Annotated in this window: 36 protein-coding genes; 9 read left to right on the top strand and 27 right to left on the bottom strand. The window is 40.0% G+C overall.

Features of this window, described 5'->3' with window-relative positions; all coding sequences use genetic code 11:
• A partial coding sequence (locus ABEQ74_RS01320) for a hypothetical protein (RefSeq protein WP_430118660.1) occupies positions 1-270 on the top strand: 270 nt, incomplete at its 5' end.
• On the opposite strand, the gene ABEQ74_RS01315 is transcribed toward ABEQ74_RS01320, so the two are convergent.
• The 3 genes from ABEQ74_RS01315 to ABEQ74_RS01305 all read right to left on the bottom strand — a co-directional run bounded on the left by ABEQ74_RS01315 (position 243) and on the right by ABEQ74_RS01305 (position 1,981).
• A complete protein-coding gene (locus ABEQ74_RS01315) occupies positions 243-1,022 on the bottom strand; it encodes a hypothetical protein (protein WP_430118658.1) in 780 nt (259 codons plus the stop codon). The genes ABEQ74_RS01320 and ABEQ74_RS01315 overlap by 28 nt on opposite strands.
• Before the next feature lie 15 nt (positions 1,023-1,037).
• Positions 1,038-1,433, bottom strand: a complete 396-nt coding sequence (locus ABEQ74_RS01310; protein WP_430118656.1) for a hypothetical protein — start codon at positions 1,431-1,433, stop codon at positions 1,038-1,040.
• A gap of 107 nt (positions 1,434-1,540) precedes the next feature.
• Entirely contained in the window at positions 1,541-1,981 is a 441-nt protein-coding gene (locus tag ABEQ74_RS01305) for a JAB domain-containing protein (RefSeq protein ID WP_430118654.1), read from the bottom strand.
• 244 nt (positions 1,982-2,225) lie between these two features.
• Between ABEQ74_RS01305 and ABEQ74_RS01300 the strand changes: the two genes are divergently transcribed.
• From ABEQ74_RS01300 to ABEQ74_RS01285, 4 genes are all read left to right on the top strand, one after another.
• A complete protein-coding gene (locus ABEQ74_RS01300) occupies positions 2,226-2,537 on the top strand; it encodes a hypothetical protein (protein WP_430118652.1) in 312 nt (103 codons plus the stop codon).
• Between the two features lie 326 nt (positions 2,538-2,863).
• Positions 2,864-3,082 carry a hypothetical protein gene (locus ABEQ74_RS01295; RefSeq protein WP_430118650.1) on the top strand — a complete coding sequence of 73 codons (219 nt, stop codon included), beginning with the start codon at positions 2,864-2,866 and terminating at the stop codon, positions 3,080-3,082.
• 66 nt (positions 3,083-3,148) lie between these two features.
• The gene (locus ABEQ74_RS01290; protein ID WP_430118648.1) at positions 3,149-3,388 is read left to right on the top strand and encodes a hypothetical protein; all 240 of its coding nucleotides are present in this window, start codon (positions 3,149-3,151) and stop codon (positions 3,386-3,388) included.
• A 438-nt stretch (positions 3,389-3,826) separates the two neighbouring features.
• Positions 3,827-4,087 (top strand): hypothetical protein, encoded by a 261-nt coding sequence (locus tag ABEQ74_RS01285; RefSeq protein ID WP_430118646.1) that lies wholly within the window; start codon positions 3,827-3,829, stop codon positions 4,085-4,087.
• A gap of 168 nt (positions 4,088-4,255) precedes the next feature.
• Here the strand turns inward: ABEQ74_RS01285 and ABEQ74_RS01280 are convergent, their stop codons facing one another.
• The 6 genes from ABEQ74_RS01280 to ABEQ74_RS01255 all read right to left on the bottom strand — a co-directional run bounded on the left by ABEQ74_RS01280 (position 4,256) and on the right by ABEQ74_RS01255 (position 6,233).
• On the bottom strand, positions 4,256-4,642 hold the full coding sequence (locus ABEQ74_RS01280; RefSeq protein ID WP_430118644.1) for a type II toxin-antitoxin system death-on-curing family toxin: 387 nt from the start codon (positions 4,640-4,642) through the stop codon (positions 4,256-4,258).
• Positions 4,642-4,791 carry a hypothetical protein gene (locus ABEQ74_RS01275; RefSeq protein ID WP_430118642.1) on the bottom strand — a complete coding sequence of 50 codons (150 nt, stop codon included), beginning with the start codon at positions 4,789-4,791 and terminating at the stop codon, positions 4,642-4,644. The genes ABEQ74_RS01280 and ABEQ74_RS01275 overlap by 1 nt, the downstream gene beginning before the upstream one ends.
• Positions 4,792-4,927: 136 nt before the next feature.
• Entirely contained in the window at positions 4,928-5,287 is a 360-nt protein-coding gene (locus tag ABEQ74_RS01270; RefSeq protein WP_430118640.1) for a helix-turn-helix transcriptional regulator, read from the bottom strand.
• 103 nt (positions 5,288-5,390) lie between these two features.
• A complete protein-coding gene (locus ABEQ74_RS01265) occupies positions 5,391-5,642 on the bottom strand; it encodes a hypothetical protein (protein WP_430118638.1) in 252 nt (83 codons plus the stop codon).
• Between the two features lie 14 nt (positions 5,643-5,656).
• Positions 5,657-6,052 (bottom strand): hypothetical protein, encoded by a 396-nt coding sequence (locus tag ABEQ74_RS01260; RefSeq protein ID WP_430118636.1) that lies wholly within the window; start codon positions 6,050-6,052, stop codon positions 5,657-5,659.
• A gap of 16 nt (positions 6,053-6,068) precedes the next feature.
• Entirely contained in the window at positions 6,069-6,233 is a 165-nt protein-coding gene (locus ABEQ74_RS01255) for a hypothetical protein (RefSeq protein ID WP_430118634.1), read from the bottom strand.
• Between the two features lie 474 nt (positions 6,234-6,707).
• On the opposite strand from ABEQ74_RS01255, the gene ABEQ74_RS01250 reads away from it, so the two are divergent.
• Entirely contained in the window at positions 6,708-6,926 is a 219-nt protein-coding gene (locus tag ABEQ74_RS01250; protein WP_430118632.1) for a LexA family protein, read from the top strand.
• Between the two features lie 23 nt (positions 6,927-6,949).
• A complete protein-coding gene (locus ABEQ74_RS01245; protein WP_430118630.1) occupies positions 6,950-7,276 on the top strand; it encodes a DUF7678 domain-containing protein in 327 nt (108 codons plus the stop codon).
• Positions 7,277-7,638: 362 nt separating this feature from the next.
• On the opposite strand, the gene ABEQ74_RS01240 is transcribed toward ABEQ74_RS01245, so the two are convergent.
• Positions 7,639-7,938, bottom strand: a complete 300-nt coding sequence (locus ABEQ74_RS01240; protein ID WP_430118628.1) for a hypothetical protein — start codon at positions 7,936-7,938, stop codon at positions 7,639-7,641.
• Between the two features lie 112 nt (positions 7,939-8,050).
• Between ABEQ74_RS01240 and ABEQ74_RS01235 the strand changes: the two genes are divergently transcribed.
• Positions 8,051-8,323: a hypothetical protein gene (locus ABEQ74_RS01235; protein ID WP_430118626.1), complete on the top strand. Its 273-nt coding sequence runs from the start codon at positions 8,051-8,053 to the stop codon at positions 8,321-8,323.
• Positions 8,324-8,497: 174 nt separating this feature from the next.
• On the opposite strand, the gene ABEQ74_RS01230 is transcribed toward ABEQ74_RS01235, so the two are convergent.
• From ABEQ74_RS01230 to ABEQ74_RS01180, 11 genes are all read right to left on the bottom strand, one after another.
• Entirely contained in the window at positions 8,498-9,550 is a 1,053-nt protein-coding gene (locus ABEQ74_RS01230) for a hypothetical protein (RefSeq protein ID WP_430118624.1), read from the bottom strand.
• Positions 9,551-9,638: 88 nt separating this feature from the next.
• Positions 9,639-9,863, bottom strand: coding sequence for a hypothetical protein (locus tag ABEQ74_RS01225; RefSeq protein WP_430118622.1), 225 nt, complete (start codon positions 9,861-9,863; stop codon positions 9,639-9,641).
• Between the two features lie 977 nt (positions 9,864-10,840).
• Positions 10,841-11,356, bottom strand: a complete 516-nt coding sequence (locus ABEQ74_RS01220; protein WP_430118620.1) for a hypothetical protein — start codon at positions 11,354-11,356, stop codon at positions 10,841-10,843.
• A gap of 63 nt (positions 11,357-11,419) precedes the next feature.
• Complete coding sequence (locus ABEQ74_RS01215; RefSeq protein ID WP_430118618.1) at positions 11,420-12,136, bottom strand: SprT-like domain-containing protein; 717 nt, start codon at positions 12,134-12,136, stop codon at positions 11,420-11,422.
• Between the two features lie 486 nt (positions 12,137-12,622).
• Complete coding sequence (locus tag ABEQ74_RS01210; RefSeq protein WP_430118616.1) at positions 12,623-13,417, bottom strand: hypothetical protein; 795 nt, start codon at positions 13,415-13,417, stop codon at positions 12,623-12,625.
• Between the two features lie 36 nt (positions 13,418-13,453).
• Complete coding sequence (locus ABEQ74_RS01205; RefSeq protein WP_430118614.1) at positions 13,454-13,648, bottom strand: hypothetical protein; 195 nt, start codon at positions 13,646-13,648, stop codon at positions 13,454-13,456.
• A gap of 183 nt (positions 13,649-13,831) precedes the next feature.
• Entirely contained in the window at positions 13,832-14,017 is a 186-nt protein-coding gene (locus ABEQ74_RS01200; protein ID WP_430118612.1) for a hypothetical protein, read from the bottom strand.
• Positions 14,018-14,079: 62 nt separating this feature from the next.
• Positions 14,080-14,982 carry a tyrosine-type recombinase/integrase gene (locus ABEQ74_RS01195; protein ID WP_430118610.1) on the bottom strand — a complete coding sequence of 301 codons (903 nt, stop codon included), beginning with the start codon at positions 14,980-14,982 and terminating at the stop codon, positions 14,080-14,082.
• 226 nt (positions 14,983-15,208) lie between these two features.
• Entirely contained in the window at positions 15,209-15,460 is a 252-nt protein-coding gene (locus tag ABEQ74_RS01190; RefSeq protein WP_430118608.1) for a hypothetical protein, read from the bottom strand.
• A gap of 183 nt (positions 15,461-15,643) precedes the next feature.
• Positions 15,644-16,045, bottom strand: coding sequence for a hypothetical protein (locus tag ABEQ74_RS01185; RefSeq protein WP_430118606.1), 402 nt, complete (start codon positions 16,043-16,045; stop codon positions 15,644-15,646).
• Positions 16,046-16,230: 185 nt separating this feature from the next.
• Positions 16,231-16,605 (bottom strand): hypothetical protein, encoded by a 375-nt coding sequence (locus tag ABEQ74_RS01180; protein ID WP_430118604.1) that lies wholly within the window; start codon positions 16,603-16,605, stop codon positions 16,231-16,233.
• Positions 16,606-16,755: 150 nt separating this feature from the next.
• On the opposite strand from ABEQ74_RS01180, the gene ABEQ74_RS01175 reads away from it, so the two are divergent.
• Positions 16,756-16,986: a helix-turn-helix domain-containing protein gene (locus ABEQ74_RS01175; protein ID WP_430118602.1), complete on the top strand. Its 231-nt coding sequence runs from the start codon at positions 16,756-16,758 to the stop codon at positions 16,984-16,986.
• 85 nt (positions 16,987-17,071) lie between these two features.
• On the opposite strand, the gene ABEQ74_RS01170 is transcribed toward ABEQ74_RS01175, so the two are convergent.
• From ABEQ74_RS01170 to ABEQ74_RS01145, 6 genes are all read right to left on the bottom strand, one after another.
• Positions 17,072-17,755, bottom strand: coding sequence for an SOS response-associated peptidase (locus tag ABEQ74_RS01170; protein WP_430118664.1), 684 nt, complete (start codon positions 17,753-17,755; stop codon positions 17,072-17,074).
• 57 nt (positions 17,756-17,812) lie between these two features.
• Positions 17,813-18,418 (bottom strand): hypothetical protein, encoded by a 606-nt coding sequence (locus ABEQ74_RS01165; protein WP_430118600.1) that lies wholly within the window; start codon positions 18,416-18,418, stop codon positions 17,813-17,815.
• A gap of 255 nt (positions 18,419-18,673) precedes the next feature.
• Complete coding sequence (locus ABEQ74_RS01160; RefSeq protein WP_430118662.1) at positions 18,674-19,531, bottom strand: DNA ligase; 858 nt, start codon at positions 19,529-19,531, stop codon at positions 18,674-18,676.
• 186 nt (positions 19,532-19,717) lie between these two features.
• Positions 19,718-20,065, bottom strand: coding sequence for a hypothetical protein (locus ABEQ74_RS01155; RefSeq protein WP_430118598.1), 348 nt, complete (start codon positions 20,063-20,065; stop codon positions 19,718-19,720).
• 267 nt (positions 20,066-20,332) lie between these two features.
• Positions 20,333-20,806, bottom strand: a complete 474-nt coding sequence (locus ABEQ74_RS01150; RefSeq protein ID WP_430118596.1) for a hypothetical protein — start codon at positions 20,804-20,806, stop codon at positions 20,333-20,335.
• Positions 20,807-20,956: 150 nt separating this feature from the next.
• Positions 20,957-21,403 carry a hypothetical protein gene (locus ABEQ74_RS01145; protein ID WP_430118594.1) on the bottom strand — a complete coding sequence of 149 codons (447 nt, stop codon included), beginning with the start codon at positions 21,401-21,403 and terminating at the stop codon, positions 20,957-20,959.
• Positions 21,404-22,070: the final 667 nt, after the last annotated feature.

Genomic DNA, 22,070 nt, shown 5'->3' with positions numbered 1-22,070 from the left:
AACATCCTGGTACGTCCTCCGGATCCGCAGGCAGCTGCTCGGGTTACCTGCAGCCCTAGGACGGCCATCGGCTCTATCGGCAGCAGCCGGCACCCTAGCATCCTGGTGCGTCATCCGGATCCGCTAGGAAGCTGCTCGGGTTACCTGCAGCACGAGAATGGCTACCAGTTGATTGCTGGCTGGCCTATGGAGTTGCTCCTGAAAAAAACAAAGGACCGGTTATACCGTTCCTTTGTTTTCCTCTATTTTGAACTTTTCGATTTATGCTGATGTACATACTCTGAAACTACTTCCTCCACCTTACTACTACCAACTATCTCAGAGTATTGATCAATTACATTTTTTAATTTATTGTTGAAAAGCAATTCCGTAAATGGCTTTCCCGAAAGGTGCTGTATTAACTGACTTACTACCTCACGCATAACTGCAGTTCTGGATACTTTATTGTCTAGTGATGTAACAACACCCTCAATTACCTCAGCAGCTTCATAATTTAAAATTATGCGAATAGGCTCCGATTCAAGGGGGGAATTATTCAAAAGAGTAGACTTACACAAGGAGCTATAATTCATCTCTTTACTCAGAATAAAGTATTCAATAGCAGAACTTCTATCTCCGTGTCCTATAAATTGATCAAGGAGATCCTTTGTACCTCGTTCAAAATAATAAGTAGCATGCTTCTTTTCGCGCACGGAAGTATTAAGGATTTGATTACTATTTTCTTTAATAAACCCCTTAATAACATCCCTAATGATTACAGAACGATTGGTGCTCTTATCCTCTTCAGCATTAATAATCTCAACATACCCATCAATAATAGAAATTGCTTCATCGCTCAATCGCAAATTTTCTCTAGTGGATCCAGGTATTCTTTTCTTAGTAAGATTACTTAAATCATCAGGAAGTTTATAGCTTTGTAGTAAGTAAGCTTCAATCGCCTGGTGTCTTAATTTAGCAGGAACTATTTTTTTAAATTCATCCCAATCATTTTGTACAAGAATTACAGCTATTTGTTTTGGCATATGACCTCCCCAAAATCACTTTAATTTCATCGTATTATCAGCTTGGACATAATCATTTTCAAATCCATATCTCTTTAAACGCAATGTTGCTAAAAAGAGATCAAATAAATCACTATCCTTCAAATCCACTAAACTATTAAGTGACACATATTCTTGGTCACTATATAACTCGGCCACGACTTTAAGGGCTTCTTTATCTTCTTCAGGTGCATCCTCGATCATTTTTTCATACAATAACGTTCCATCATCCCAATTCAAATAAGGATTTATTAGCACTCTCATAGTCTCGTTGCCCGACATTATAAAAGCAACAATCGAAATATCCTTGTTCTTTCTCACTGCGTCTGGAAGTTGAGAACGTATCATTCGGAACATGTTCTGATGAGAATAATCCATAAATTGAACAGCCATATTCATTCCTCACTTTTACTATATTTTATCAAACATCCGTAAGCACCTTAATCAATGACTAAACAATTGTTCTTGCCACCAGCTAATTATAGCTGGTGGCAATATTATTAGATTAAAGCATTTTCCTTAAAAGAATAATATCCTTCCTGCCAGCCTACAATGATATGATCCAAAACCTCGATCTGAAAGAGCTGGCCAGCTTCTACCATAAGATTAGTAAGTTTTATATCCTCCTGGGATGGTTTTACTTCACCACTCGGATGATTGTGAGCAAGTATGAGTGCAGCAGCATTATTATTAAGTGCTGTTTTATAAACATCTCTTGGTGATGCCAATGACGCGTTTAAAGTTCCCATATGGCATCTATGAACTGCTGTAACGCAATTTTTAGTATTGAGCACAACCACCAGCAAAATTTCTCGATCTTCTTCCAGTATGTAATCATTAATCAATGCAACAGCATCACTCGGACTCTGGATTTTTATCAATGGTAGCTCAGTTTTTTTAACTTCTTGTTTTACTCTTACAACCTCATAAATAGTTTCCATTGTCTACGTCTCCCTTTCAAGTATGCTTCGGATATTGGATGTTTATCGCTTGATTAAAATGTAACACATAGACACTATACATGTAAAGGATTTTTTACAAAAAATATCTTTTAAAGTTATTTGATAACCATATAAGTTGTGATATATTTAAGATAATACATCCAGAGGTTTTTAACATCCAATATTCGAAACACATGAAAGTAACATTTTGAATATAAGCGTACTATGAGGAGAGTGTTTTGTTATGGATATAAAGCAAAAAATGGAGTCGAAGTGGGAAGAGATTACAGCAACGAAAAATGAGCGTGAATCCCTATTCGATAATTTCGAAGTAAATAAAGACAAAATTGCTGAGTTGCATTTTGAAGTTGAGATTAAGCAACTGCAATATATGCATCTTAAACGCGAACAACTCGCGGAACTGAAGAAAAATGCATTCGATCCTGACAGCGTGACTAGAGTCGAACAAATTAATGATAGGTGTATCGGGTTAACTCAAAAACATCTCATTGAATATGGTTATGAGGAACGGCTAAGGCAAGAAGGGCTCATTTAACATATTGAATAAGGGAGTGCATAAAAATAGACTTTCCTAAACTTACAATTGCTCCGGAAGCTATTCGTGAAGCATTGACGAAGCTCATAAATGAATTTATAAGAATCGAAAAATCTACTACTGATATGGAATACCAGCAACGATCTCATTTCGTACGTGGTCAGATCGATCTTTTGACAACACTGATAAATGATAGATGGGACTATAAAAAATCTGGCCAATCCTATTACCTTTACCTGCATTATTTGGTAGAGAAATATTCGTTACTAGGAGTCTGGCGGATTAATGACCTTCAATGAATATTAAGTTGTATGGGGGATGATAGGATGTTACTTAACAAAGTGCAGAAACTGACTATTCAGCGACTACCTATAGATGAATGCTATACAATCGGTGGAGTAGCTGCCGGTGAAGATAAACGTTATGAAATTCAACGAGTTACTGAACTGGAGTATAAAGTGGGGATTTACGCTCTGATGATTTGTTTGGAAGTGGATTATCTTCATAGCCCAGAGGAAGTCATAGAGTTTATAGAGACACATTAAATGAAGTTGTCATCGCACTACGAATGTATGTCATAAAGCTAGAAAATACATAAAACGAGGTGTATTATGAGGGTCAAATTTCAATTGCAAATGGTCATGGCTAAAGCCGATATAAAAAAACAAAAAATTCTTATTGAACGTCTAGCCGAGATTGGGATTACCGCTAGACCACTCACCATTTCCAATATCTACAATAATAAAATCAAGCAGCTATCGACTGATCTCATTTTGGGAATTTCCGTAGTTACAAACTCATCACCAGGAGACTGGATAACAATTGAGTATGACGAGAATGAAATGGTTTAATTTTGATCTATATATGTTTAGGAAGAGTGAAATCTGGAAATGATAGAACCAGAGCTGAAAGATTTACTATTGACTTATAATTTGGAGAATTGGAGTTGCAGAAATTTCATAAAGCCAAATTGTGGAGATGCTTAATAGAACGAATAGTTTTTAAGGGAAATTAAGTAGTGCGCATTATAAAATGCTAAGAGACTAGCGAGGGCCGAAAGGGTTATAAGCCCATCGGCTTTTTGTGCTGCATACCGATGGCCGTCCTGGGGCTGTTGCAGGTAAACCGTGCAGCTGCCTGCATATCCGGAGGACGCACCAGGATGCTAGGGTGCCGGCTGCTGCCAATATAGCCGGTGGCCATCCTGGGGCTGCAGGTAAACCGTGCAGTTGTGTGGGATCCAGAGGACGTACCAGGAAGGTGTGTGCCGGCTGCTACCGATGTAGCCGGTGGCCATCCTGGTTGCTGCAGGCAATCCGAGCAGTTGTCTGCATATCCGGAGGACGCACCAGGATGCTAGGGTGCCGGCTGCTGCCAATATAGCCGGTGGCCATCCTGGGGCTGCAGGTAACCCGAGCAGCTGTGCGGGATCCGGAGGACGTACCAGGAAGGTGTGGCCGGCTGCTACCGATGTAGCCGGTGGCCATCCTGGTTGCTGCAGGCAATCCGAGCAGTTGTCTGCATATCCGGAGGACGCATCAGGATGCTAGGGTGCCGGTTGCTGCCGATATAACCGATGGCCGTCCTCGTTGCTGCAGGTAACCCGAGCAGCTGCGTGGGGATCCGGAAGATGCACCATGATGATGGGGTCAAACGGGGGCTCCAGCAGAAAATATAAATGCCGAGACAACAAGTGTCCCGGCATCGTATATGATAAATCAGCGTTTAATTGAGTTTTTTTCAAGCCAAGATGCCAATTGTTCAACAGTAAGTTGATGATTAGCCACCTTAATCGCGGTTTTAAATAGGTCATCATCGTCGGCATCAAGCTCGTAGCCATTAGCGCCTAAAAAAACATATGTAGAAAGTACTGCTGTTCTCTTATTACAATCATAAAAACAATGTGATGTGATGAGGCTGGACATAAAAACGGCTGCTTTTAAAAATAAGCCAGGATACTGCTCCTCTCCAAAGATAACACTAAAAGGTTTTTCAGAGATAAAGTCTAGATATCCTGGCTCCTTAATGCCTGCTAGTCCATTGGACTCTGCTATTTCAGCATCATGAATCTGAATGATTTGTTCGGGAGTTAGCCTTACGTACATTAATTCTTAGCCAACTTATCCAAGGTTTTTCTATATTTATTAGCACCTTTTTTTGCAAGCTTCATCACATCGGAATTGCTGATAGTAGTAGTTTTTTGAGTATTACTGTTTTTTGTAATCATATTTTCTTCCTCCTTCTTCTCTTCCATGCCCCCTCACCTCCAAGCAAAGCTTGGTAAAAAGTATATACCCGTAACATCCGGTTTATACTCGGGAGTTGGTTAAGATTGAATTAATTATAACATACTCCAGAATTATAGGAATAGTCTGGAAGTTCGCTTAAGTCTAATAATTGTCGCGAACAGCCTTTTTCAGAATTGCAATGCAGCGATCCAAGTCAATTTTGACTTGTTTTTTATATAACTCTGCTTTTTCATATCCCGCATCCGTAAATTGGTAGATTACGATCTCTTGGAAATCCGTGGTTGGATCGTTTCCTTTCAATTGTTTGGTCCTGTATAGCACACCCTCCTGGACAAGATCATGTAGAGCTCGATAGATTTCACTCACCGGAGGAACGTACCCTAAATCTGCAAAATCCTCCTTCATGCTTTCCAGCATACGATATCCATATCCTTGATGCTTCTCTATCATCGTGATCAAATGAACCTTGATGAATGCTCTCTGAGCGATCATAAATGCCATGGTTTTACCTACTTTCTGTTTCTATTCGTTCTTAGTATCTTATCCTCCGCTTGCTTTTAATTCTAGCTTGCGGAGGACAACGACATAGTAGTTCAAGATAGGGTTAAACTGGCCTGTATTCTAAATCATTACATTCAATATAAGATTCATCAGTATGTGAACGCGCATACACAGTGAGATTTGTTGTGTTGACTCGAATCTGTACAGGGTTACAGTCTTCATCGTATCCCATAAAGTACATATGATTTTGATCTGATAAGAAAGGTAACTTCTCCACATCTCTAAATCCAGTCATGTTTAACTCACATGCAATCTCATCCAAATCCAATTGAATCATATTCTTTTGCTGTAGCATCGTAAGCCCTCCAGTTATAATTTAAATTCTGTAACATTATCTTTTAAGAGCTCATCACGTTCCTCGTACATATGACTGAAATTCTCTAAAAAAGCTGCTTTTCGATCTTCTGTAAAACCATCTAGATTAACCATAACCGCAAAGGTGTTCAGCATACGTAAGCGCTGCTGCCTTTCAGTATCCAGGAATTGAATAGCTAAGATTTCGCTTACATAGATCTTACGTTTTAAAGTTGGTGCTTCCGTACCGATTTCATCCACTTTATGGCGAACACTGCAGTTAAAGAATGCCGTGCCATCTTCTTTTGCCTTTAGCTTTTCGAATCGGAGTAATATAGGCTCTGTTTCTCCCTTAACACTCACAAGAGCAACACGCTCTAATAAAGTGATTGCTTGTATGCGTACATTCATTTGTAGCCCACCCTTCTCACATTCGTTTATTTCCTAATTCATCAGGTTCTTCATCGTTCTCATAACATAAGACTTCAGCTTCACAACTCTCGCAATCTTCAGGAATTTCATGAGCCCCGATCTCACGAATCTTAGCCTCTGATTCCCTTCCACAATAAGTACATAAAACTTTTTCAATCAATAATTGTCACCTCACAAAAATAACTATTAAAGTTATAATATAACGTTATATGATATTTGTAAAGTTAATTCTTAACTTTTAAAGTTATTTTTTATCAGTCAGCTAAATCCCCATTACCTGAACAGAAAATAGTTTCGCGTTGTTAACAAGACATATGTTCGTATATAATAGGAACAAGCGTTCTTATTAATTGGAATTGTGTATTATTTACAACATGGACTATAGAGAATAGATGTGTGGAAAACACCTAAATTATCTGGAAATAAAATGATTCATCCTACAGAATAGCCAGTTGAACTCATCGTCCCTATGATTGTACAAAGTAGTCAGCCTGGAGAACATTTCGTGGACTTTTTTGTAGGATGTGGTCCGGTTTATGAGGCTACTGTTCTAATGGCCGATTATTTACCGGTTTTGAAATTTCAGAAGATCACTATAACAGTGCTATCAAACGCGTTAAGGAGGATCCTTATAATGATAAAAACAACCCTAACCAAACGTGAACAGGATACCTTGGAGGCCATTCAATCATTTATGAAGAAGAACCATTATCCGCCGACAATAAAAGAAATAGGAACACTCATTAATGTAACCTCAACTTCTACTGTGTCGAGGTTTCTAATCAAGCTTGAACAAAAGGGATATATCTCAAGAGAAGAAAGCAAACCACGATCTACCAGGCTCTTGGCCTAGCTTTAGTGAAGGGAATGAATAATATGTTCGTGAAAAAAAACAGTAATGGTAAGGCAAATCGATATAGCGCGGAAATAGATGGCTATTTATTAACAGTGGAAGTAATGGAGAACCCATCGGAACTCGGGATCTCCAATGGGCGTATTACAAGGTTGCTGTTATTTCCTTCTAATAAGAATGAAAGATTGGATGAGTTCTTTGTATTTAATCAAGGATGGATCGATGGCTTACCCCATCCGGACAAAGTTAGAAGGGTAATAGAAAAGGCCGTACACCATTTTGATGCTTTAACCATCGACTGGAGTAAAGAACGAAAAAAACAACAAAACTTTGTACTCATCGGATCCTGAAGGAAGATGGTAGCCAGAAGTGACCATTATAACCGGTGTAAAATAGTGCTGTAGAGAATCGCCAGCAATTATGACGAATACCCCACCGATTATAACTGGTAGGGTATTCATTATAATAAATGTTTTTTATGCTTTTAAGATCCGCGCTTATACTTCCTTACCATCCTTAAACCGACTCGCAAGCCATAATGGTGTTAGTTCCCCTTGTCGCCCCTTGATTACAGCATCAGGCCGTGAGAATCGTGTTTCTTTACCTCTGTAAGAAGGTTTTAACATAGCCTTAGCCGTTTTGGTTACATTTTGCTGCGTAGTATTAATATGTTCGGCAATCCACGCAGCACCTACATACTCAAGAGGCGGTTTTACTTTACCAGCATCACACCTTCAGGATTGTCCCAATCACAGATAGAGGACTCGTCTGTAATATCAGGATCAATGATCGACCAAACCAATACATACTCATTATTATCAGCGTCTACAGCATTAGCGGTGTACATTTTCCCGTCATCAGTAGGATGTGGATTCTGTGTCGTTCTCAGTTCCTTACCTTCCCACTCAATGATTGTCGAGTTGTGTGCGTTCAATTCGTTAAATGCTTTCATGATCCCGTCTCCTTTACCCTCATCCGGTTTATCCGGCTTGTTGGTTTCTCGTCCGCTCATTGTTGTTGATTCAAACTTATCACATGTGGTTGTGTAATACAACCGAACAATAGGGGAACGAATCATTAAAATCATGGTATAATGTTGTGATAATTTATAGGAGGTGTCTAACATGCTGCCAGATCGTGAACGTAAATTACTCCGAATCCTAATCAACTATCCAAGTCCAGTCCATAAGAGCCGTATGCCTAATTTCAATCGGCTAGAAATCATGACCGGACTGAGGATGTCAGATCTTCTGAAAGGGCTTCGGTATCTGGAGGAGCATGGATACATAGTATGGCCAGACAAGTCTGCCACTGAGGGGATCGAAATCATTAAAAATGAAGTTCTTGAGAAATCGCCACCCAAACCGAATAACTTAGAGTATTGGATGAGCTATTAAGATTCTTTCCTGCGCAGATACACATTGAAAGAGGCTAATTAAGCCGATCACTCCTGCAGCTTGGAGCGAGTAATCGGTCAGATTAGATGTAGTAATTAAAAATAAAGGGCCATTTGTTTATTAACAATGGCCCTCATACTATATACCTGTGATTGTTATCAGATGTTTTCATTCTCACGCTGCTTCTAGACTAGAGAAATATTTGCAATTATATGCCAGAGCATCAAGGGGATTCATATGAGGTGCTTTTCGCTGTCCATCTCGATCTATTATCGCTCCATATTTTCGGCCAACGATCCAGCCAGTAGAATCAGCTGAGAACCAAGGAAAAGAATAAAGCAATTTACTACTTCCTCCGAGGAAATGAAAATTCTGATCCGGAAAAAGTTTAAATACCCAGCGAAAAATTCGAGCTCGCCTTTTCTCAGACATACCCACGGTTCCACCAATCGCAATGATAGCTTGATCTTCCCTGACTAAAGATGCTAGTTCATAAATGCTACTTCCTGCATGCCATACTTCGATGGGTTTAAGCCCTTGATCTTTCATATATTTTGCGTTCTTCTTACTAGACACTGGGTTACCAATCACATCGAGATTTACATATGAATGTATAACGTCCTGGTGTGTCTTAATGAATAAGATGTACTCATCTATATCGATCTTTTCCATCGAATCTTTCCCTGCCTTTGCAGCCTCCCATACTGTAAAGGCTCCGCTGTCCAGCATAATTTTTAATCCCAAGCGGAGGACGTGCTTCTTCCAGGCGTTTCGTTTTCTTATATGGACATAGCTCATAAGAACGAACTTAGCTCCATTGGCAGCTGCTATTTCCAGATCGCGCTTTACTCTATCGACTCCAGCAAAAAAATAACGAATCCCTTTTAAAGTGAGTCGAATCAAACCAGTGACAGTCCGGTGAATCCTTGCAGAATCTCTGAATATTTCAATCAAAATACCGAGCAAAGCACTATTAGCCCCTTTGGTATAATCCTCAAGGTCCTTACGCGTAATGGTACGGTGAGCGTAGGTTTGCTGTATTGCTGCCCGAATAATCTTGTATTTCAGAACAATCGGTCTTTTACTGGAGACTGTTCGTAGTTGTATTGCTAATTGAGTCTTACCGGCGTATAAATTAGCTTTACCTTGCGCAGTCTTAAATTCCCCGACTTTCATAAGCCTCCGAATAAATGCTCTTAGAAGAGAACGTGCATTAAGTTCATACATTAGAAGCACTCCCTCCTGGCCTCCATCTCTTTAAATGAAGGCCAGTTGATTTTATTCTTAATAACTAGCTAAGGCAATGAGATAATACCTAATAGGAATCGATGAACTGTTTTGCTTCCTCTAGGCAAGTTGCATCCCATTCTGAGCTACGATACCCTTTTCCATATCCCCATTCTTCTTTTGTATAAACCGCAAAGATTGGATCGCCAGTTGTTATGTCCGTTTCTTCATATATCTTAAAATTTTTGTACATGATGTTTACCTTTGGCTTCTTATTCTTTCTGATTCTCACTGCATCTCCTTGTGTTGACATATGTATCCTCATTTCCCTCCTACTCAGATTTAATATCCTTATTGGTTATTATATAACTTTATTAGTTATTTGTAAAGTTGTTGTTTTGCCATGCCCACTTGAATGAAATTCCGGACGTACTTCAAGAATGGCTAGTGGATGTAACCGGCCCTAACAATAACTCCAAGAGGAATCGGACCGATCAATAAGAAAAAGAAGAGCAGTTGCGCACTGCCTTGATATGGCCAAGGGCGATCGCAACTGCTCGTTGTATCTCATGCCGGCGAAATATTTTCTGTAACACCGGTGAGTTATGAAGTTTCCACTGACTACACATCGACTATACTGCAGGTCTCCAATTTCTGATTCCTCAGTCACCACAATGAAATTCTTTCAATCACTTCACTATACTTACTAAAACAACAGAAATAAATATTAATAGACCCCCTGGCCAACCAGGTCTAAAAATTGATTTAGAAAGCTCATTAGAAGTCCGGAGAATTGCTTTTTTATACCTTTCCCAAGATACAACAACAGCAGCTGCGAACAAAAAGAAACCTAGAAGGAATAAAGCTAGAAAGAATAATACCATTTCGACTCCACCTATTCATTTAACTCTTTACTTTATCAACTTCATAAATTACCAATCATAAGCTTTAGGATTTGTGTAACGAATACGTGATGTAACCGATGGCATCCTGGGGCTGCAGGTAACCCGAGCAGCTGCCTAGTGGATACGGAAGACGTGCCAGGATGTTAGGGTGCCGGCTGCTGCTAATAGAGCCGGTGGCCATCCTGGAGCTGCAGGTAACCTGAGCAGCTGCCTAGTGGATACGGAAGACGTACCAGGATGTTAGGGTGCCGGCTGCTGCTGATAGAGCCGGTGGCCATCCTGGAGCTGCAGGCAATCCGAGCAGCTACGTGGGGATCCGGAGGCCCAATATGGGGGTGTGCCGGCTGTCATTTTTAATATCCCCTAATTCACCAGCTATCAGTAACTATAATGATACCGAAATGGCATATACCCATTCATCCATCTTGATTACCTTTGCTGTAAACGAATTTTTTTGAAGTTCATTTAATACTTGTTTTACCGAACTAGAATCTGTAATAATTCGCTCTAATACATCGTCTACACTTCGGTTAAATCTCACCAAATCTTGGTGGTATTCTAGAACCTCATACCCTGTTTTTTTCTTGTTATATATTCGTTTGTTCAAAAACCATCTTTTTGTATAATAGTCCTTTATTTCTTCATCAAAAACGAAGTCCCACGTGCGCAATGGCCATGGGCCAGAAAGACCGCCGTTTGAAAAATAACTACTTATACATATCCTCGCTATAAAATTATCTTTCTTCTTATTCAGAGCTTCTTTAATACCCTTAAATATCAAATTAATGCGGTCTTCCTCCAAATACCGCTCCTCAAATATTTTCTTTAAGATATTTATATTATGTAATCTTTCCTCTTCGATTTTTGTTAGAATATGTTCTTTTGATCTAGCGTTATTCATATCATTCACCTCTAGATTCATTGATCTCTATCATCTACGCCTAACTGATCAACTCCACTTATTCTAATCCTTCACATATTGTTGGTTACAGTCACCACATATAATATTTAGTTCTTTTTTATGGGATCTAACGATGACATTACAATTAGGGCACACCCATTTCTGTGCAGATGGTTTAGACCCCTCTATACTTCCGTCTTTTTGATCTGAACTTGCTTCTGTCGATCCTTTTATTGATTGTGGCTTACGGCCTTCAGTAATAGCTTTAAAGTAAGCATAACCATAACGAGCAAGAACAAAGACCTCTCTATTAATTGGCATTCTGCCGATTTTCTCTTTAGCTTTAGCTCCTAATCGGGCAAATGTCCAACCATATTGGGGATGAGGCTTTGGCTCATTATATTCAAACCCAAGCTCCAAAACTTTATCTCTAAATCGCTTGTTATGATATACCCCTTCTCTAGAGGTATCCTGGACACCTGTAACCATGTGAAATAGGTGGACCATTTCATGCAGCATTGTATCCATCGTTTCAAAAAAGTCTTGGTTCATAAACTCAGCCGATAAGTTAATTTCGTACATTTGGATTGATCCATCTTCGTTTCCCCAAACTGGTTTGGTTGTGCACCATCCCATAGATAGCTTCCTGTTTCCATTCGATTGAATAGTTATAGCAGTAGGAGGCAACATTTCGTTAAAATAGGCTTTGTTGAATAGATCAAATACTTTATGTAATTCTTCGACAATATCGCTTATAGTTATAAATTTTAATTCCTTCATAATTCCCTTCCTTTTTTTGAAACGTGCGCTTCAAAAATGATCTAATAAGAAATACCATAATAGAGCCCACGCCCATCATTGCGACTCTACCTTTTTCGTGGGCTTCTTTAATAAATCTTGCTATGTTTGCAAGTATCTAATTCCTCTAGATAGCCAATTCATTGTACGGGCTTTATGCCGTCTGTTGTCCCGAGCATATTAAACCTTAAAAGAAGTATCAATAATCGTCTTATCTTTATACGGCGTACTCGCCCATTTTTGTACCGAGAGTATTTCAGCATTAGGTTGTTGCTCTAGTAGGATTTCAATGCTGTTTTTAAGGCTTCGGGACATTCACCCAATTGAATAATTTCTAGCATATTCCTCCACTCTCCTCAGTTTGATTAAGTCCAGTTGATAGACTCCACCGCAGCCTCCAGATCTTAAGCACCAGGAGACGTATAGATTATGATCATGGCATTATCTAATATCACATTTTCTCAGTTTTCACACCCACTTTACTCCAACATTTTTTCTGAAATCTTGTTGGTATTCTATGGGAACCATTTTCAATAAAGCTACCCACAATTCTTTCCCTGCTCGTTCATATTCATCGTAATTTAATGGCATTTTGGAATTATACTTAGAAAGAATACCCATTAAATCTCTACACATATTATTGTACCCCGCATACGTTTCAGGAATGGATGGAAAATTCTTGTTTCTTAAGCTATGTACTATAACCGCAGTGATATTATTGTAGTAATATGAATACCTCGTCTCTGCTCTCAATCTTGCAACATTCTTGGCAAACCAAAAAGCTCTAAGTGCATTCTGTACATCAATTTCATCCGACATCAATTTAACTTGCTTAAATCTATCATCTGCTGCTTTATACGCACTATACTCATCAATTAATTGCATAGCAAAGTATGGTAGCGAATGTATCCTAGCCGTTATTTTTTCATGGGTGTCTTTGTTCATCTGGACCCTATTCTTTATATGTGTTAATTCATGAACAATTGTGTTTTTCAAAGTGATCCACTCCGAATCTAAGAGATCCTGCTTTTCACTGCACCCTTTGACTCCAATAACAACTTTATATGGATAGTTATCAAAGTTGGCTTCTCCCTGATTAATTGGAAGCTCATCATTTAGTTCAATTTGTATGGAATCATTTGTATAATAATCCTTTCTAATTTTTTCGATAACTGATTCAATTTCTTGTAGTAAACTTTTTTTCGTTTCAACTATACTCTGCTCTTTTTTTATTCCACGGAAGAAAAAATCTTTCCAACCCATAAGTACCACTCCATTCTCTATTAACGATTTCAAATCCTAAAAAATATAATTATATAAACTAGCACCTAGTAAACCTATTAATACGCCTAATAATAGAGCCACGATATTCACATAAGCTCTCACAATAGGAGCATTCGTTGATAAAGCATACCTCAGATTTTTTCGGATCTGATTCCATGGACTTAAATGCAGAGTGCCGTCCTGTTCTTGAAGATGTTGAAATTTTTCCATGTATACCTCCAATATTAATTTATGTTCATCAAGTCATTTCTTTTCATTCCCACGACTAACCAGTTCACTTTTCCCTCAACTCATTCTATTTCTCCTAGTGCATTAAAGTGCCCCATCAATGTGGCCAGCTGATCGACTTCACTGCAGTAACTGAAATTTGCCATCCTCAATCATCCAGAAATTTCAATTAAAAATTCCAATCAGTATAACTGCTCCAGTTAAACAAAAGGCCACAGGAAAGAGAAAGTAGATTAATGCCTGACTGACTTTCTCTGTATCACTCGTTTTTCTTAAGGCAAACAGAGCCCCTATCAAAACTCCTAAAATTACAATGGCGATTACCAAAACTACTGTATCAATATGTGTCATTTTATTCATTCCCCATTCTGCGGAGTTAAGCATGAACTTCCATTAATTTAATTTTGCTAAGTTTAAGTCCAACTGATCGACTCCACAGCTGCCTCCAGATCCTCGGTACCAGGAGTTGTATAGATCATGGTCATTTCGATATTCGGCGTACCGTCCTCTTTATAGTGCCCCATCAGCATGGCCACTTTCTGCAGATCGTTACCGGCAGCCACAAGGTCGTGCCCGAAAGTATGTCTAAGTCCGTGACAGGATAAATTATCAATCTTTGTTCGGTCCCGATATTTTTCGACCATATGCTGGACTGCGCGAACGGACAATTTGCTTGAGCGCTGCGAGGTGAAAACATAAGGGCTATCTGAAGGATAGTCTTTGAGGTAACTTTCTAATGCAGACCGTACTTCAGCATTTAGCGGAACCTCTCGGTCCTTATATCCTTTACCTCGAATATACGCGCTTCCGCTGCGTGGACCTATTTGAAGTTCACTTTTGAAGAGATCACATGCTTCATGTACTCGGAGCCCTGCTCGAAGCATCATCATCGTTAAGGCGTAATCCCTTGTTGATCCACTTTTGCGTATCTCTCTAAGAAATGCGTTCTGTTCGTTTCGGCCAAGCCATTTCGGTGTCCGGCGAGGTGCTGGTGGTTTTTTTACTGGCCCAACCGGATTATCCGGAATAAGCTTCTGCTCGGCAAAATATAGAAAGATCGCATTTAAATGCACGAAGGTTAGTTGCATCGTGCTTGGCTTTGCTGGTCCTCCTCCCTTCCCTCCATGCTCCATCATGTATCGCTTAAAGTCTGCGATATCTTTTTGTGTGGCCTGACCGGCATCCTGCAGATCCGGATCAGTCCGAAGTATCCACTTCTTAAACGTGCTCCAAGTTGCCTTGTAATTATTAATTGTGGAAGTGGCTAATCCTTTACGATCAAGATTCTGAAGATAAACCTCAAACATTTCCGACATGTATTAATCCCTCATTTATAGAAGATGACAAGTTTTTCTGTCCTTACCGAACGGTTGAATGCAGGTTCCCTTCTTCCATTATATCACGTTTTGTCATCTTCTATATAGAGAAGACGACTAGTTGGTAGAATAATAAATCGAGGACGCTCTCCTGGTCTTCCTCGATCGATCACAGTCGTAATCACTTTCCAATGAACTCAAATTCAATATCCATTTAGTCTATTAATTACATTTTCTTTTTGAAAACTCCTAAAGGAGCTCCGAATACCGCTATGTCCATTAAATGGTCGTTAACCTCTTTATCCTGATCATCAGATTTTCTTACTTGTATTTCATTACTTGCTTTTCGAATATTGTTGCGTATTGGGTACTTCTTCCGCAATTTTTCTATGTCTACTTTGGGGTAATCAAGCGATATGGTAGGATCCAAACCTGGATATGTTCTTTCACTTCTTTTTAGAATCTTTTTCTTGGACATAGTCTCCTCCTATTCACGTTCCCTATTCATATTGTGGAGTTGAATTAATTATACTATAGTGGTCATCCTTGAAAGAAGGAATCTATTTCGTTTCATAACCAATACATTGTACATTGAACAAATAAGAGTAGCGCTTTGACTTCTACCTCCCGGTCCTCGGATCGGGAGGTACTTTGTTTGGTTTTAAGCTTTTACTGTCTTTGTGTCCAAACGAAAGGCCAAGTCAAGCACTTTTGTTCGACATGTTAGATCGTTCTCAACAGCCCTTTCTAAGACCTCCTGATCTTTTCTTGGCAGGAAACTAAGGCCAAACTTTATGAGCTCTGTTTCCGCTTCTCTTAAAAGCTTTCTCGCTCTGCAGTGCTCATCCCAGAGTCCGGATTCGGTGGCGATTTTAGTGCACTCAGCCATTGCCAACTCGCAAGTAGCATCGTCATCAATAGCCCAGCTCGCTCTTGGGATGCTACCATCAGCGTTAACGATCCCTTTGTCAGCAATATACATTATATCAACTGACGCTACTTGCTCATCTATTGCCTCAAAATGTGCTTTAGCCAACATGTACGTTTTTTGAATGTGATTCATTTCAATTCCTCCAACCAATTAGTTAATGTTTTATATCAACTTCCTGATATAAATATAGACCTTTTGTATCACTAAGTCAACATTTTTAATTAACATATTGATTGTTTTGATTAATATCTTATAAAATCGAAATAATCCGCAATATAAAAACGTCCCTAGACATATCTGGGACGTCTCTATGCGTATTAAACCTCAATGACTGGCGGGATCGTATCATTCCAAAAACGGCCTTTTTGTAAGATATATTCTTCAGTAATCCAGCCTGCTTCTTTTAATTTTAAATCGGTGAAATTATCAATCGCTTCAATATACGTTTGAGGATTTCCAATCTCAGGATATCCCTTTCTATAATCAAAATCGGGCCCCTCATACTTATCTTCAAATTCCTTCGCCCATATTATAATAGCTTGACTGATATCTGTTGTAGAAATATCTAAATCAGACTGAGGAAATGCTCCTTCCGCAATTAGATAGCCTATTATCATTCCCATCTCTGCGATATTCTCATTTACGAAGTTTATCCTTTGCTTTTGCGTAAGTCTTTCTTTACCGTGAGACATTATGACCCCTCCAAATATTATCTTGTTATTATTTTATATCAACTTCCTGATATGAATATAATACAAATCATTTAACTAGTCAATCGAATTTATTAACTAGTTGATAATTTATATTACCTAATGTAAAATTAATATTAGGAGGTGTTGATCGTGATAGTTAATCATATCAGTACGATTATGGGTAAAAAACGACTAAAGGTAGCGCATGTTGCTGCAGGCACAGGGCTTGCAATAAACACGGTTTCAGGATTGTATCATGGTACGGCAAAGCGAGTGGATTTAGAAACGTTAGATAAGTTAGCAACTTTTCTTGAAGTTAGCAGCATTGCTGAACTCCTAGAGTTTATACCTGGACCTGGAGCTGATTCTATAAAGGAATAAAAAGGAGGCCGACGCTCTTTAAACCCTATCGGATTCTCACTAAATTAAATAAGACTCACCCCAAGCTTTCGCATGGGAGTGAGTCTTATTTCGAGTTTAAAGGGATCTCATCTATTAATTCAGAACCAGTGTTCTTGACGTTTCCTACAGCTGCAGAAACTGGATAGGACAGCATGCTGGCTGCAGGGAAAGGAGTTAATAATTTTTGAAGCTTTTCCTTATCTTCGACTTCCGGATCCAACCAGATATCTATAGCTTTATTGTCCAATATAACTGGCATCCTATCGTGGACATTTGCCACCAGATCATTCGGCTGCGTAGTAATGATGGTGCAGCTGCGCAGTTTCTCTCCGTCCGGATCCGTCCATTCATCATACAAGCCAGCAAAGCCATACACGCCCTTTGATTTGATCTGAAATCGATAGGGCTGCTTTTTATCCTTACCTTCTCGTTTCCATTCATAGAAGCCATCACTAGGAATAATGATACGATTCCTGGAGATCAGATGCCTAAAGGCCGGCTTGGATTGAATAGTCTCAGCACGGGCATTAATCATCTTATAACCTATCTTGATATCTTTGGCCCAGAAAGGGACAAGGCCCCATCTATAACCTTCTAGTATACGTCTTCCACTGTGTTCCTTAATAACGGCAATTGTCTGAGATGGTGCTATGTTGTAACGTGGTTGGTATTCATAATCGACCTTGCTCACATCAAACGTTTCTATCACATCAGATACTTCGCTTGTCAAAGTAAATCTGCCACACATACTAATCCCTTCCCTTCTATAATAACGTATCCAATATACAATCATTGAAAACATGGATCACTCCCCCCAGGCATCTATTGTCATTTTTATTTTTTTCTGATTCGATATGCTCCCAGCAATTACGTGCTCCATCACCATCGGAAGCGTTATGTAGGCTTCCGGACTGTGTTGATCCAGATACCGGCAAATACGGCGCAGCTGCTCTTTTCTTCTCGGATCTAGATCCCGAATGATACCTTTGCTTAAAATTGAGAGCATAACATTTTTTTTCTCCAATGCTGTTTCAATCACATATCCTATGGCCATTTGAACTGAACAATCCAGAGCATAGGCAAGAGCCGCAAACCTTTCATGCTCAAAACCAAAGAATCGCATTGCCAGCCGGCACTTCTCCCCCTTGATGTTCATCCGGAATGGTTTATTATCTGCGTGTCCTATACAATACTGATAATCATCCACAATAAAATCTCTCCGGAAATTCACTTTAATGACATCCAGGAGTTCTTTTGATTTCAGTCCTTCTCTGGCCAACATTTCACCGACCGTTTTTAAGGGCAGATCACAGACATAAGTTATCCTGGCTATTTGCTCATAAGCAGCTGCCCTGATGTAAGGAGCAACCGGTCTTTTTTTATCACTTCGTTCCTTTCTCTCCCCTGGCATATAACCCTCACCTTTTTATGGAGTACCGCCGTAACACTGTTGTTGTGTTGCAGACTTAATTATATGTATGAGTGAGGAGGGCAGAGGTATGCCAGTTTTTTCATGTGTCCATACTAAGACCATGGGAGGGATTTAATATGAAGATTAATGATCAAGAAGCGAAGGAATTGGTCAAGGCTATTATAAAAACAGCTCAAGATAATGGACGGAAGATCAGAAAAAAACCACAAAAAAAGAAGACATAAATTTGTCCTCTTATTGATGTACTCGCTCTAATACTGCGAGTCTCATTTTGTTTTGTTTGGTCCAGTGTCGAAACCGAACATCTATTTTAATTGATGGATCCACATAAGCAAAATCTATTGTTTCTCTGTTGGTCATCTTTTTCAATTTGGGAAATACCTCTTTGCGCACTGATGGTGTAATGCCATATTTCAGCATCCCTGCAGATATTATTACGCCATCTTGTTCTACCCCAATCAGCCAAGCGATTTTCCGTTTGGAGTAACCAAGTATGACACACTCCTCGCGCTGATAAACCACTACACGCTGCCAAAGATTATCTGGCCGTTTACCTTGGTAATATCGGCTATCTCTACGCTTAATAACGATACCTTCCAGCTGCTGCTGCTTACAGAGATCAAACAAGGGTATGAATCCATGCTCCATATACCTTATTTTCTTGATCACTTCATTTTCTGTGACAACCTCATCTAAAATCTCCTTACGCTGCATCAAATTAAGCTTAGTTAGGTCCTTACTCTTGTGCTGTAGAATGTCAAAAGCGACAAAGGTTAGTCCTGGTGTTCGATTCGCTCCAGGCTTAGGGTTTGATAAAAATCTGGCCATAGTTGCCTCAAAGTCTGGTTTTCCGGTCGAGGTATCACACACAACAAATTCTCCATCTAGTACCGTACCTTTACTAGTTGCTTGAGCAGCTGCTTGAGTGATTTCCTGATATCTAAAACTCACATCATTTTGATGACGTGTATATAATCTAACTTTGTCGTTTATCTCCAGGATTCCCCTGATCCCATCGATCTTTAATTCAGCAATATGAGCATCTGACTCAAAGGGATTAGGAGCGTCTACTAGTAACATTGGATGTATCATAACCAACCTTTATCCCTCCTAAATATCAGGGTAGCATAGCTATATATCCGATAACACAGGTATATGATGGTATCCATATAAATAAAACAGGCCACCTCCCTAAAGGAAATGGCCTGTTTATAGCAGTTTTTATTGACGGTTTTGCTAATAGTATACGCGAAACCTACTAATATAATACCTCCGTTACTAATCAACCAACACTAAACCACTTAATTCTTGCTCTAATATAGTAAAGGATTCATAATCCAAATTTTTGAGTCTAAGTAACTCTTCAGCAATAATGACACTTTCTGATTCGTTCTCTTTCAATAACAGAAGGTTTTCAACATATTCTAATGACAGCCGTTCATGTTTGGTTCTAAGATCCTTAATTTCGGCATTCAGCGTATCTACTAGCTTTAACACTTCACCAAAAACCATATCGGGATATGTCGTAAATGCGATTCCCTCATTAGCTACACAAACAAATAAGGTGTTTTGTTCCGTTACAATTAACTCATTTCCATTTTGTAGCGTATAGTTTCTATCTGTCATTTTCTTTCCTCCTAGAACCTTCTATTCACGCATTAATACCTTTACATCCTGCTTTTAAAATAGCCGGCATCGATCAATGTGTTTCCAATTCTCCAGACCATCCACATTTACAAAAGTAATTCCAACAAGTTACTTCTAAAAACCCATCATTGCGACCAATAGCTATCTGTTCGTATATTTTCAAATTCTTGTTTTCGCAAACTGGACATTTTCTGGATTCACTTTTTTACAACTCCTTTGTATTAGGCCAAGCCGTAGATATCCTCTCTAAAAGCGCCGTTCTTGCGTATAAATCAATTTTGCGTCCTGGTAAAGCTCAGTCATGTGGTACCCGATCATTTCTCGTGGAAAGGGCAGAGGGCCATGTTTGCATGCTTCACAACGGCTGAATTTTACTTGTACAGTATTCTGTCTCCACTTAGCATTTGGGAGTTTAGGCTTTGTGTAATACCAGTAATTTGCCTTATATTCAACATGGTCGATAGTGTCAACAATCTGATTGCAATAGTCACATATGAATGGAAGGTACCCTTCAAACACATCACCTTGACCATCTACTGCCCTATCTTGCCGATACCAGCGATAACACTCATGATCTACAATCTCGTATACATTGCCGTACATTCCCCGAACAAATTCCCAACGTTCACCGACAGCAACCCTAGCAGCAGAACGGCGCTGGGCTCGCTTATCAGCTCTAACATTGAGTTTTATGCCTGTATTCATACATTGGTAAGGCACCTCTTATCCCTCCTTGATCACAACGTTTGTCTGTATGCACTCTGGACAAGCTGGTTCTTCTAGTTCATTTCCAGGCGACTCTTTAACAGCAAACTCTCGGCAGCATCCTTCGCATTGATACTGTATCCATTCAGGCATTTCTCCAACTCCCTAAAATAATGTGGGTTCCAGTTCCTCTTCGACAATCGTCATTTTTATAGCTTCAGACCGGGAATGACCGGCCAGAATAAGTTCAGTTATCTCAATCTCTCGCTTCCGGTAAGCTATTTCACCTTTATACCGCGGAATAACCTCACTTGTTAAAAGCACGGCATACTTTCTTTTTTTCAATGCTTCTTTAGTTCTGAGGCTGCTTTGCATACCTTCTCTTACTTGCCGTTCCATCAACCGTATCTCAGCTTCATCTTCTTTGATGGCGTCTTCCAAGTCCCTGATGTAAGAGAGATATCCTTTGATATCTTTAGATAGGCTCCGATATTCATTTTTCCAATTATTGAAGGATTCAGATATGCGTTCACCTGTAAGATCCTGACTAAACTCAGCCGCTATTTTCTCCTGCAGCTTTCTGAGTTGATCGGTAAGGCTAATCCTATTCACGTATTTATCCCCCTCGTTCAATTTAAATAACTGATTAAGTTATATTATAACTATATAAGTTATATTGTAAAGAGTTTTCACTTCTTTTATAATCGATGTTTTCGAAACTCCAGGATGTTAGGGGGCCGGCTGCTGCTGATAGAGCCGGTGGCCATCCTGGGGCTGCGGGTAACCCGAGCAGCTGCCTGCAGATCCGGAAGACGTACCAGGATGTTAGGGTGCCGGCAGCAGTCGATGTAACCGATGGCCGTCCTGGGCTGCAGGTAACCCGAGCAGCTACCTGCAGATCCGGAAGACGCACCAGGATGCTAGGGGGCCGGCTACTGTTGATATAGCTGGTGGCCATCCTGGGGCTGCAGGTAACCCGAGCAGCTGCGCGGATCCGGAGGACGTACCAGGATGTTAGGGTGCCGGCTGCTGCCGATAGAGCCGGTGGCCGTCCCGGGGCTGCAGGTAGCCCGAGCAGCTGCGCGGATCCGGAAGACGTACCAGGATGTTAGGATGCCGGCTGCTGCTGATAGAGCCGGTGGCCATCCTGGGGCTGCAGGTAACCCGAGCAGCTGCGCGGATCCGGAAGACGTACCAGGATGTTAGGATGCCGGCTGCTGCCGATGTAACCGATGGCCATCCTGGGGCTGCAGGTAACCTGAGCAGCTGCCTAGTGGAT

Source organism: Paenibacillus solani (genome assembly GCF_050475945.1).
GTDB classification, from domain to species: domain Bacteria; phylum Bacillota; class Bacilli; order Paenibacillales; family Paenibacillaceae; genus Paenibacillus_AQ; species Paenibacillus_AQ solani_A.
Note: the sequence above shows the minus strand (reverse complement) of the source record. Positions and strands in the feature narration are given on the sequence as shown.

Excerpts from the sequence above, each read along its gene's own strand:
- ABEQ74_RS01315 (WP_430118658.1), bottom strand. The coding sequence starts at position 1,022 with ATGCCAAAACAAATAGCTGTAATTCTTGTACAAAATGATTGGGATGAA.
- ABEQ74_RS01210 (WP_430118616.1), bottom strand. The coding sequence starts at position 13,417 with ATGGGTTGGAAAGATTTTTTCTTCCGTGGAATAAAAAAAGAGCAGAGT.
- ABEQ74_RS01215 (WP_430118618.1), bottom strand. The coding sequence starts at position 12,136 with ATGAAGGAATTAAAATTTATAACTATAAGCGATATTGTCGAAGAATTA.
- ABEQ74_RS01155 (WP_430118598.1), bottom strand. The coding sequence starts at position 20,065 with ATGACAGATAGAAACTATACGCTACAAAATGGAAATGAGTTAATTGTA.
- ABEQ74_RS01225 (WP_430118622.1), bottom strand. The coding sequence starts at position 9,863 with ATGTCAACACAAGGAGATGCAGTGAGAATCAGAAAGAATAAGAAGCCA.
- ABEQ74_RS01195 (WP_430118610.1), bottom strand. The coding sequence starts at position 14,982 with ATGTCGGAAATGTTTGAGGTTTATCTTCAGAATCTTGATCGTAAAGGA.
- ABEQ74_RS01165 (WP_430118600.1), bottom strand. The coding sequence starts at position 18,418 with ATGCCAGGGGAGAGAAAGGAACGAAGTGATAAAAAAAGACCGGTTGCT.
- ABEQ74_RS01235 (WP_430118626.1), top strand. The coding sequence starts at position 8,051 with ATGCTGCCAGATCGTGAACGTAAATTACTCCGAATCCTAATCAACTAT.
- ABEQ74_RS01270 (WP_430118640.1), bottom strand. The coding sequence starts at position 5,287 with ATGGCATTTATGATCGCTCAGAGAGCATTCATCAAGGTTCATTTGATC.
- ABEQ74_RS01220 (WP_430118620.1), bottom strand. The coding sequence starts at position 11,356 with ATGAATAACGCTAGATCAAAAGAACATATTCTAACAAAAATCGAAGAG.
- ABEQ74_RS01305 (WP_430118654.1), bottom strand. The coding sequence starts at position 1,981 with ATGGAAACTATTTATGAGGTTGTAAGAGTAAAACAAGAAGTTAAAAAA.
- ABEQ74_RS01250 (WP_430118632.1), top strand. The coding sequence starts at position 6,708 with ATGATAAAAACAACCCTAACCAAACGTGAACAGGATACCTTGGAGGCC.
- ABEQ74_RS01275 (WP_430118642.1), bottom strand. The coding sequence starts at position 4,791 with ATGGAAGAGAAGAAGGAGGAAGAAAATATGATTACAAAAAACAGTAAT.
- ABEQ74_RS01200 (WP_430118612.1), bottom strand. The coding sequence starts at position 14,017 with ATGACACATATTGATACAGTAGTTTTGGTAATCGCCATTGTAATTTTA.
- ABEQ74_RS01310 (WP_430118656.1), bottom strand. The coding sequence starts at position 1,433 with ATGGCTGTTCAATTTATGGATTATTCTCATCAGAACATGTTCCGAATG.
- ABEQ74_RS01300 (WP_430118652.1), top strand. The coding sequence starts at position 2,226 with ATGGATATAAAGCAAAAAATGGAGTCGAAGTGGGAAGAGATTACAGCA.
- ABEQ74_RS01170 (WP_430118664.1), bottom strand. The coding sequence starts at position 17,755 with ATGTGTGGCAGATTTACTTTGACAAGCGAAGTATCTGATGTGATAGAA.
- ABEQ74_RS01160 (WP_430118662.1), bottom strand. The coding sequence starts at position 19,531 with ATGATACATCCAATGTTACTAGTAGACGCTCCTAATCCCTTTGAGTCA.
- ABEQ74_RS01240 (WP_430118628.1), bottom strand. The coding sequence starts at position 7,938 with ATGAGCGGACGAGAAACCAACAAGCCGGATAAACCGGATGAGGGTAAA.
- ABEQ74_RS01245 (WP_430118630.1), top strand. The coding sequence starts at position 6,950 with ATGTTCGTGAAAAAAAACAGTAATGGTAAGGCAAATCGATATAGCGCG.
- ABEQ74_RS01180 (WP_430118604.1), bottom strand. The coding sequence starts at position 16,605 with ATGTCTCACGGTAAAGAAAGACTTACGCAAAAGCAAAGGATAAACTTC.
- ABEQ74_RS01230 (WP_430118624.1), bottom strand. The coding sequence starts at position 9,550 with ATGTATGAACTTAATGCACGTTCTCTTCTAAGAGCATTTATTCGGAGG.
- ABEQ74_RS01205 (WP_430118614.1), bottom strand. The coding sequence starts at position 13,648 with ATGGAAAAATTTCAACATCTTCAAGAACAGGACGGCACTCTGCATTTA.
- ABEQ74_RS01190 (WP_430118608.1), bottom strand. The coding sequence starts at position 15,460 with ATGTCCAAGAAAAAGATTCTAAAAAGAAGTGAAAGAACATATCCAGGT.
- ABEQ74_RS01260 (WP_430118636.1), bottom strand. The coding sequence starts at position 6,052 with ATGAATGTACGCATACAAGCAATCACTTTATTAGAGCGTGTTGCTCTT.
- ABEQ74_RS01290 (WP_430118648.1), top strand. The coding sequence starts at position 3,149 with ATGAGGGTCAAATTTCAATTGCAAATGGTCATGGCTAAAGCCGATATA.
- ABEQ74_RS01295 (WP_430118650.1), top strand. The coding sequence starts at position 2,864 with ATGTTACTTAACAAAGTGCAGAAACTGACTATTCAGCGACTACCTATA.
- ABEQ74_RS01185 (WP_430118606.1), bottom strand. The coding sequence starts at position 16,045 with ATGAATCACATTCAAAAAACGTACATGTTGGCTAAAGCACATTTTGAG.
- ABEQ74_RS01265 (WP_430118638.1), bottom strand. The coding sequence starts at position 5,642 with ATGCTACAGCAAAAGAATATGATTCAATTGGATTTGGATGAGATTGCA.
- ABEQ74_RS01280 (WP_430118644.1), bottom strand. The coding sequence starts at position 4,642 with ATGTACGTAAGGCTAACTCCCGAACAAATCATTCAGATTCATGATGCT.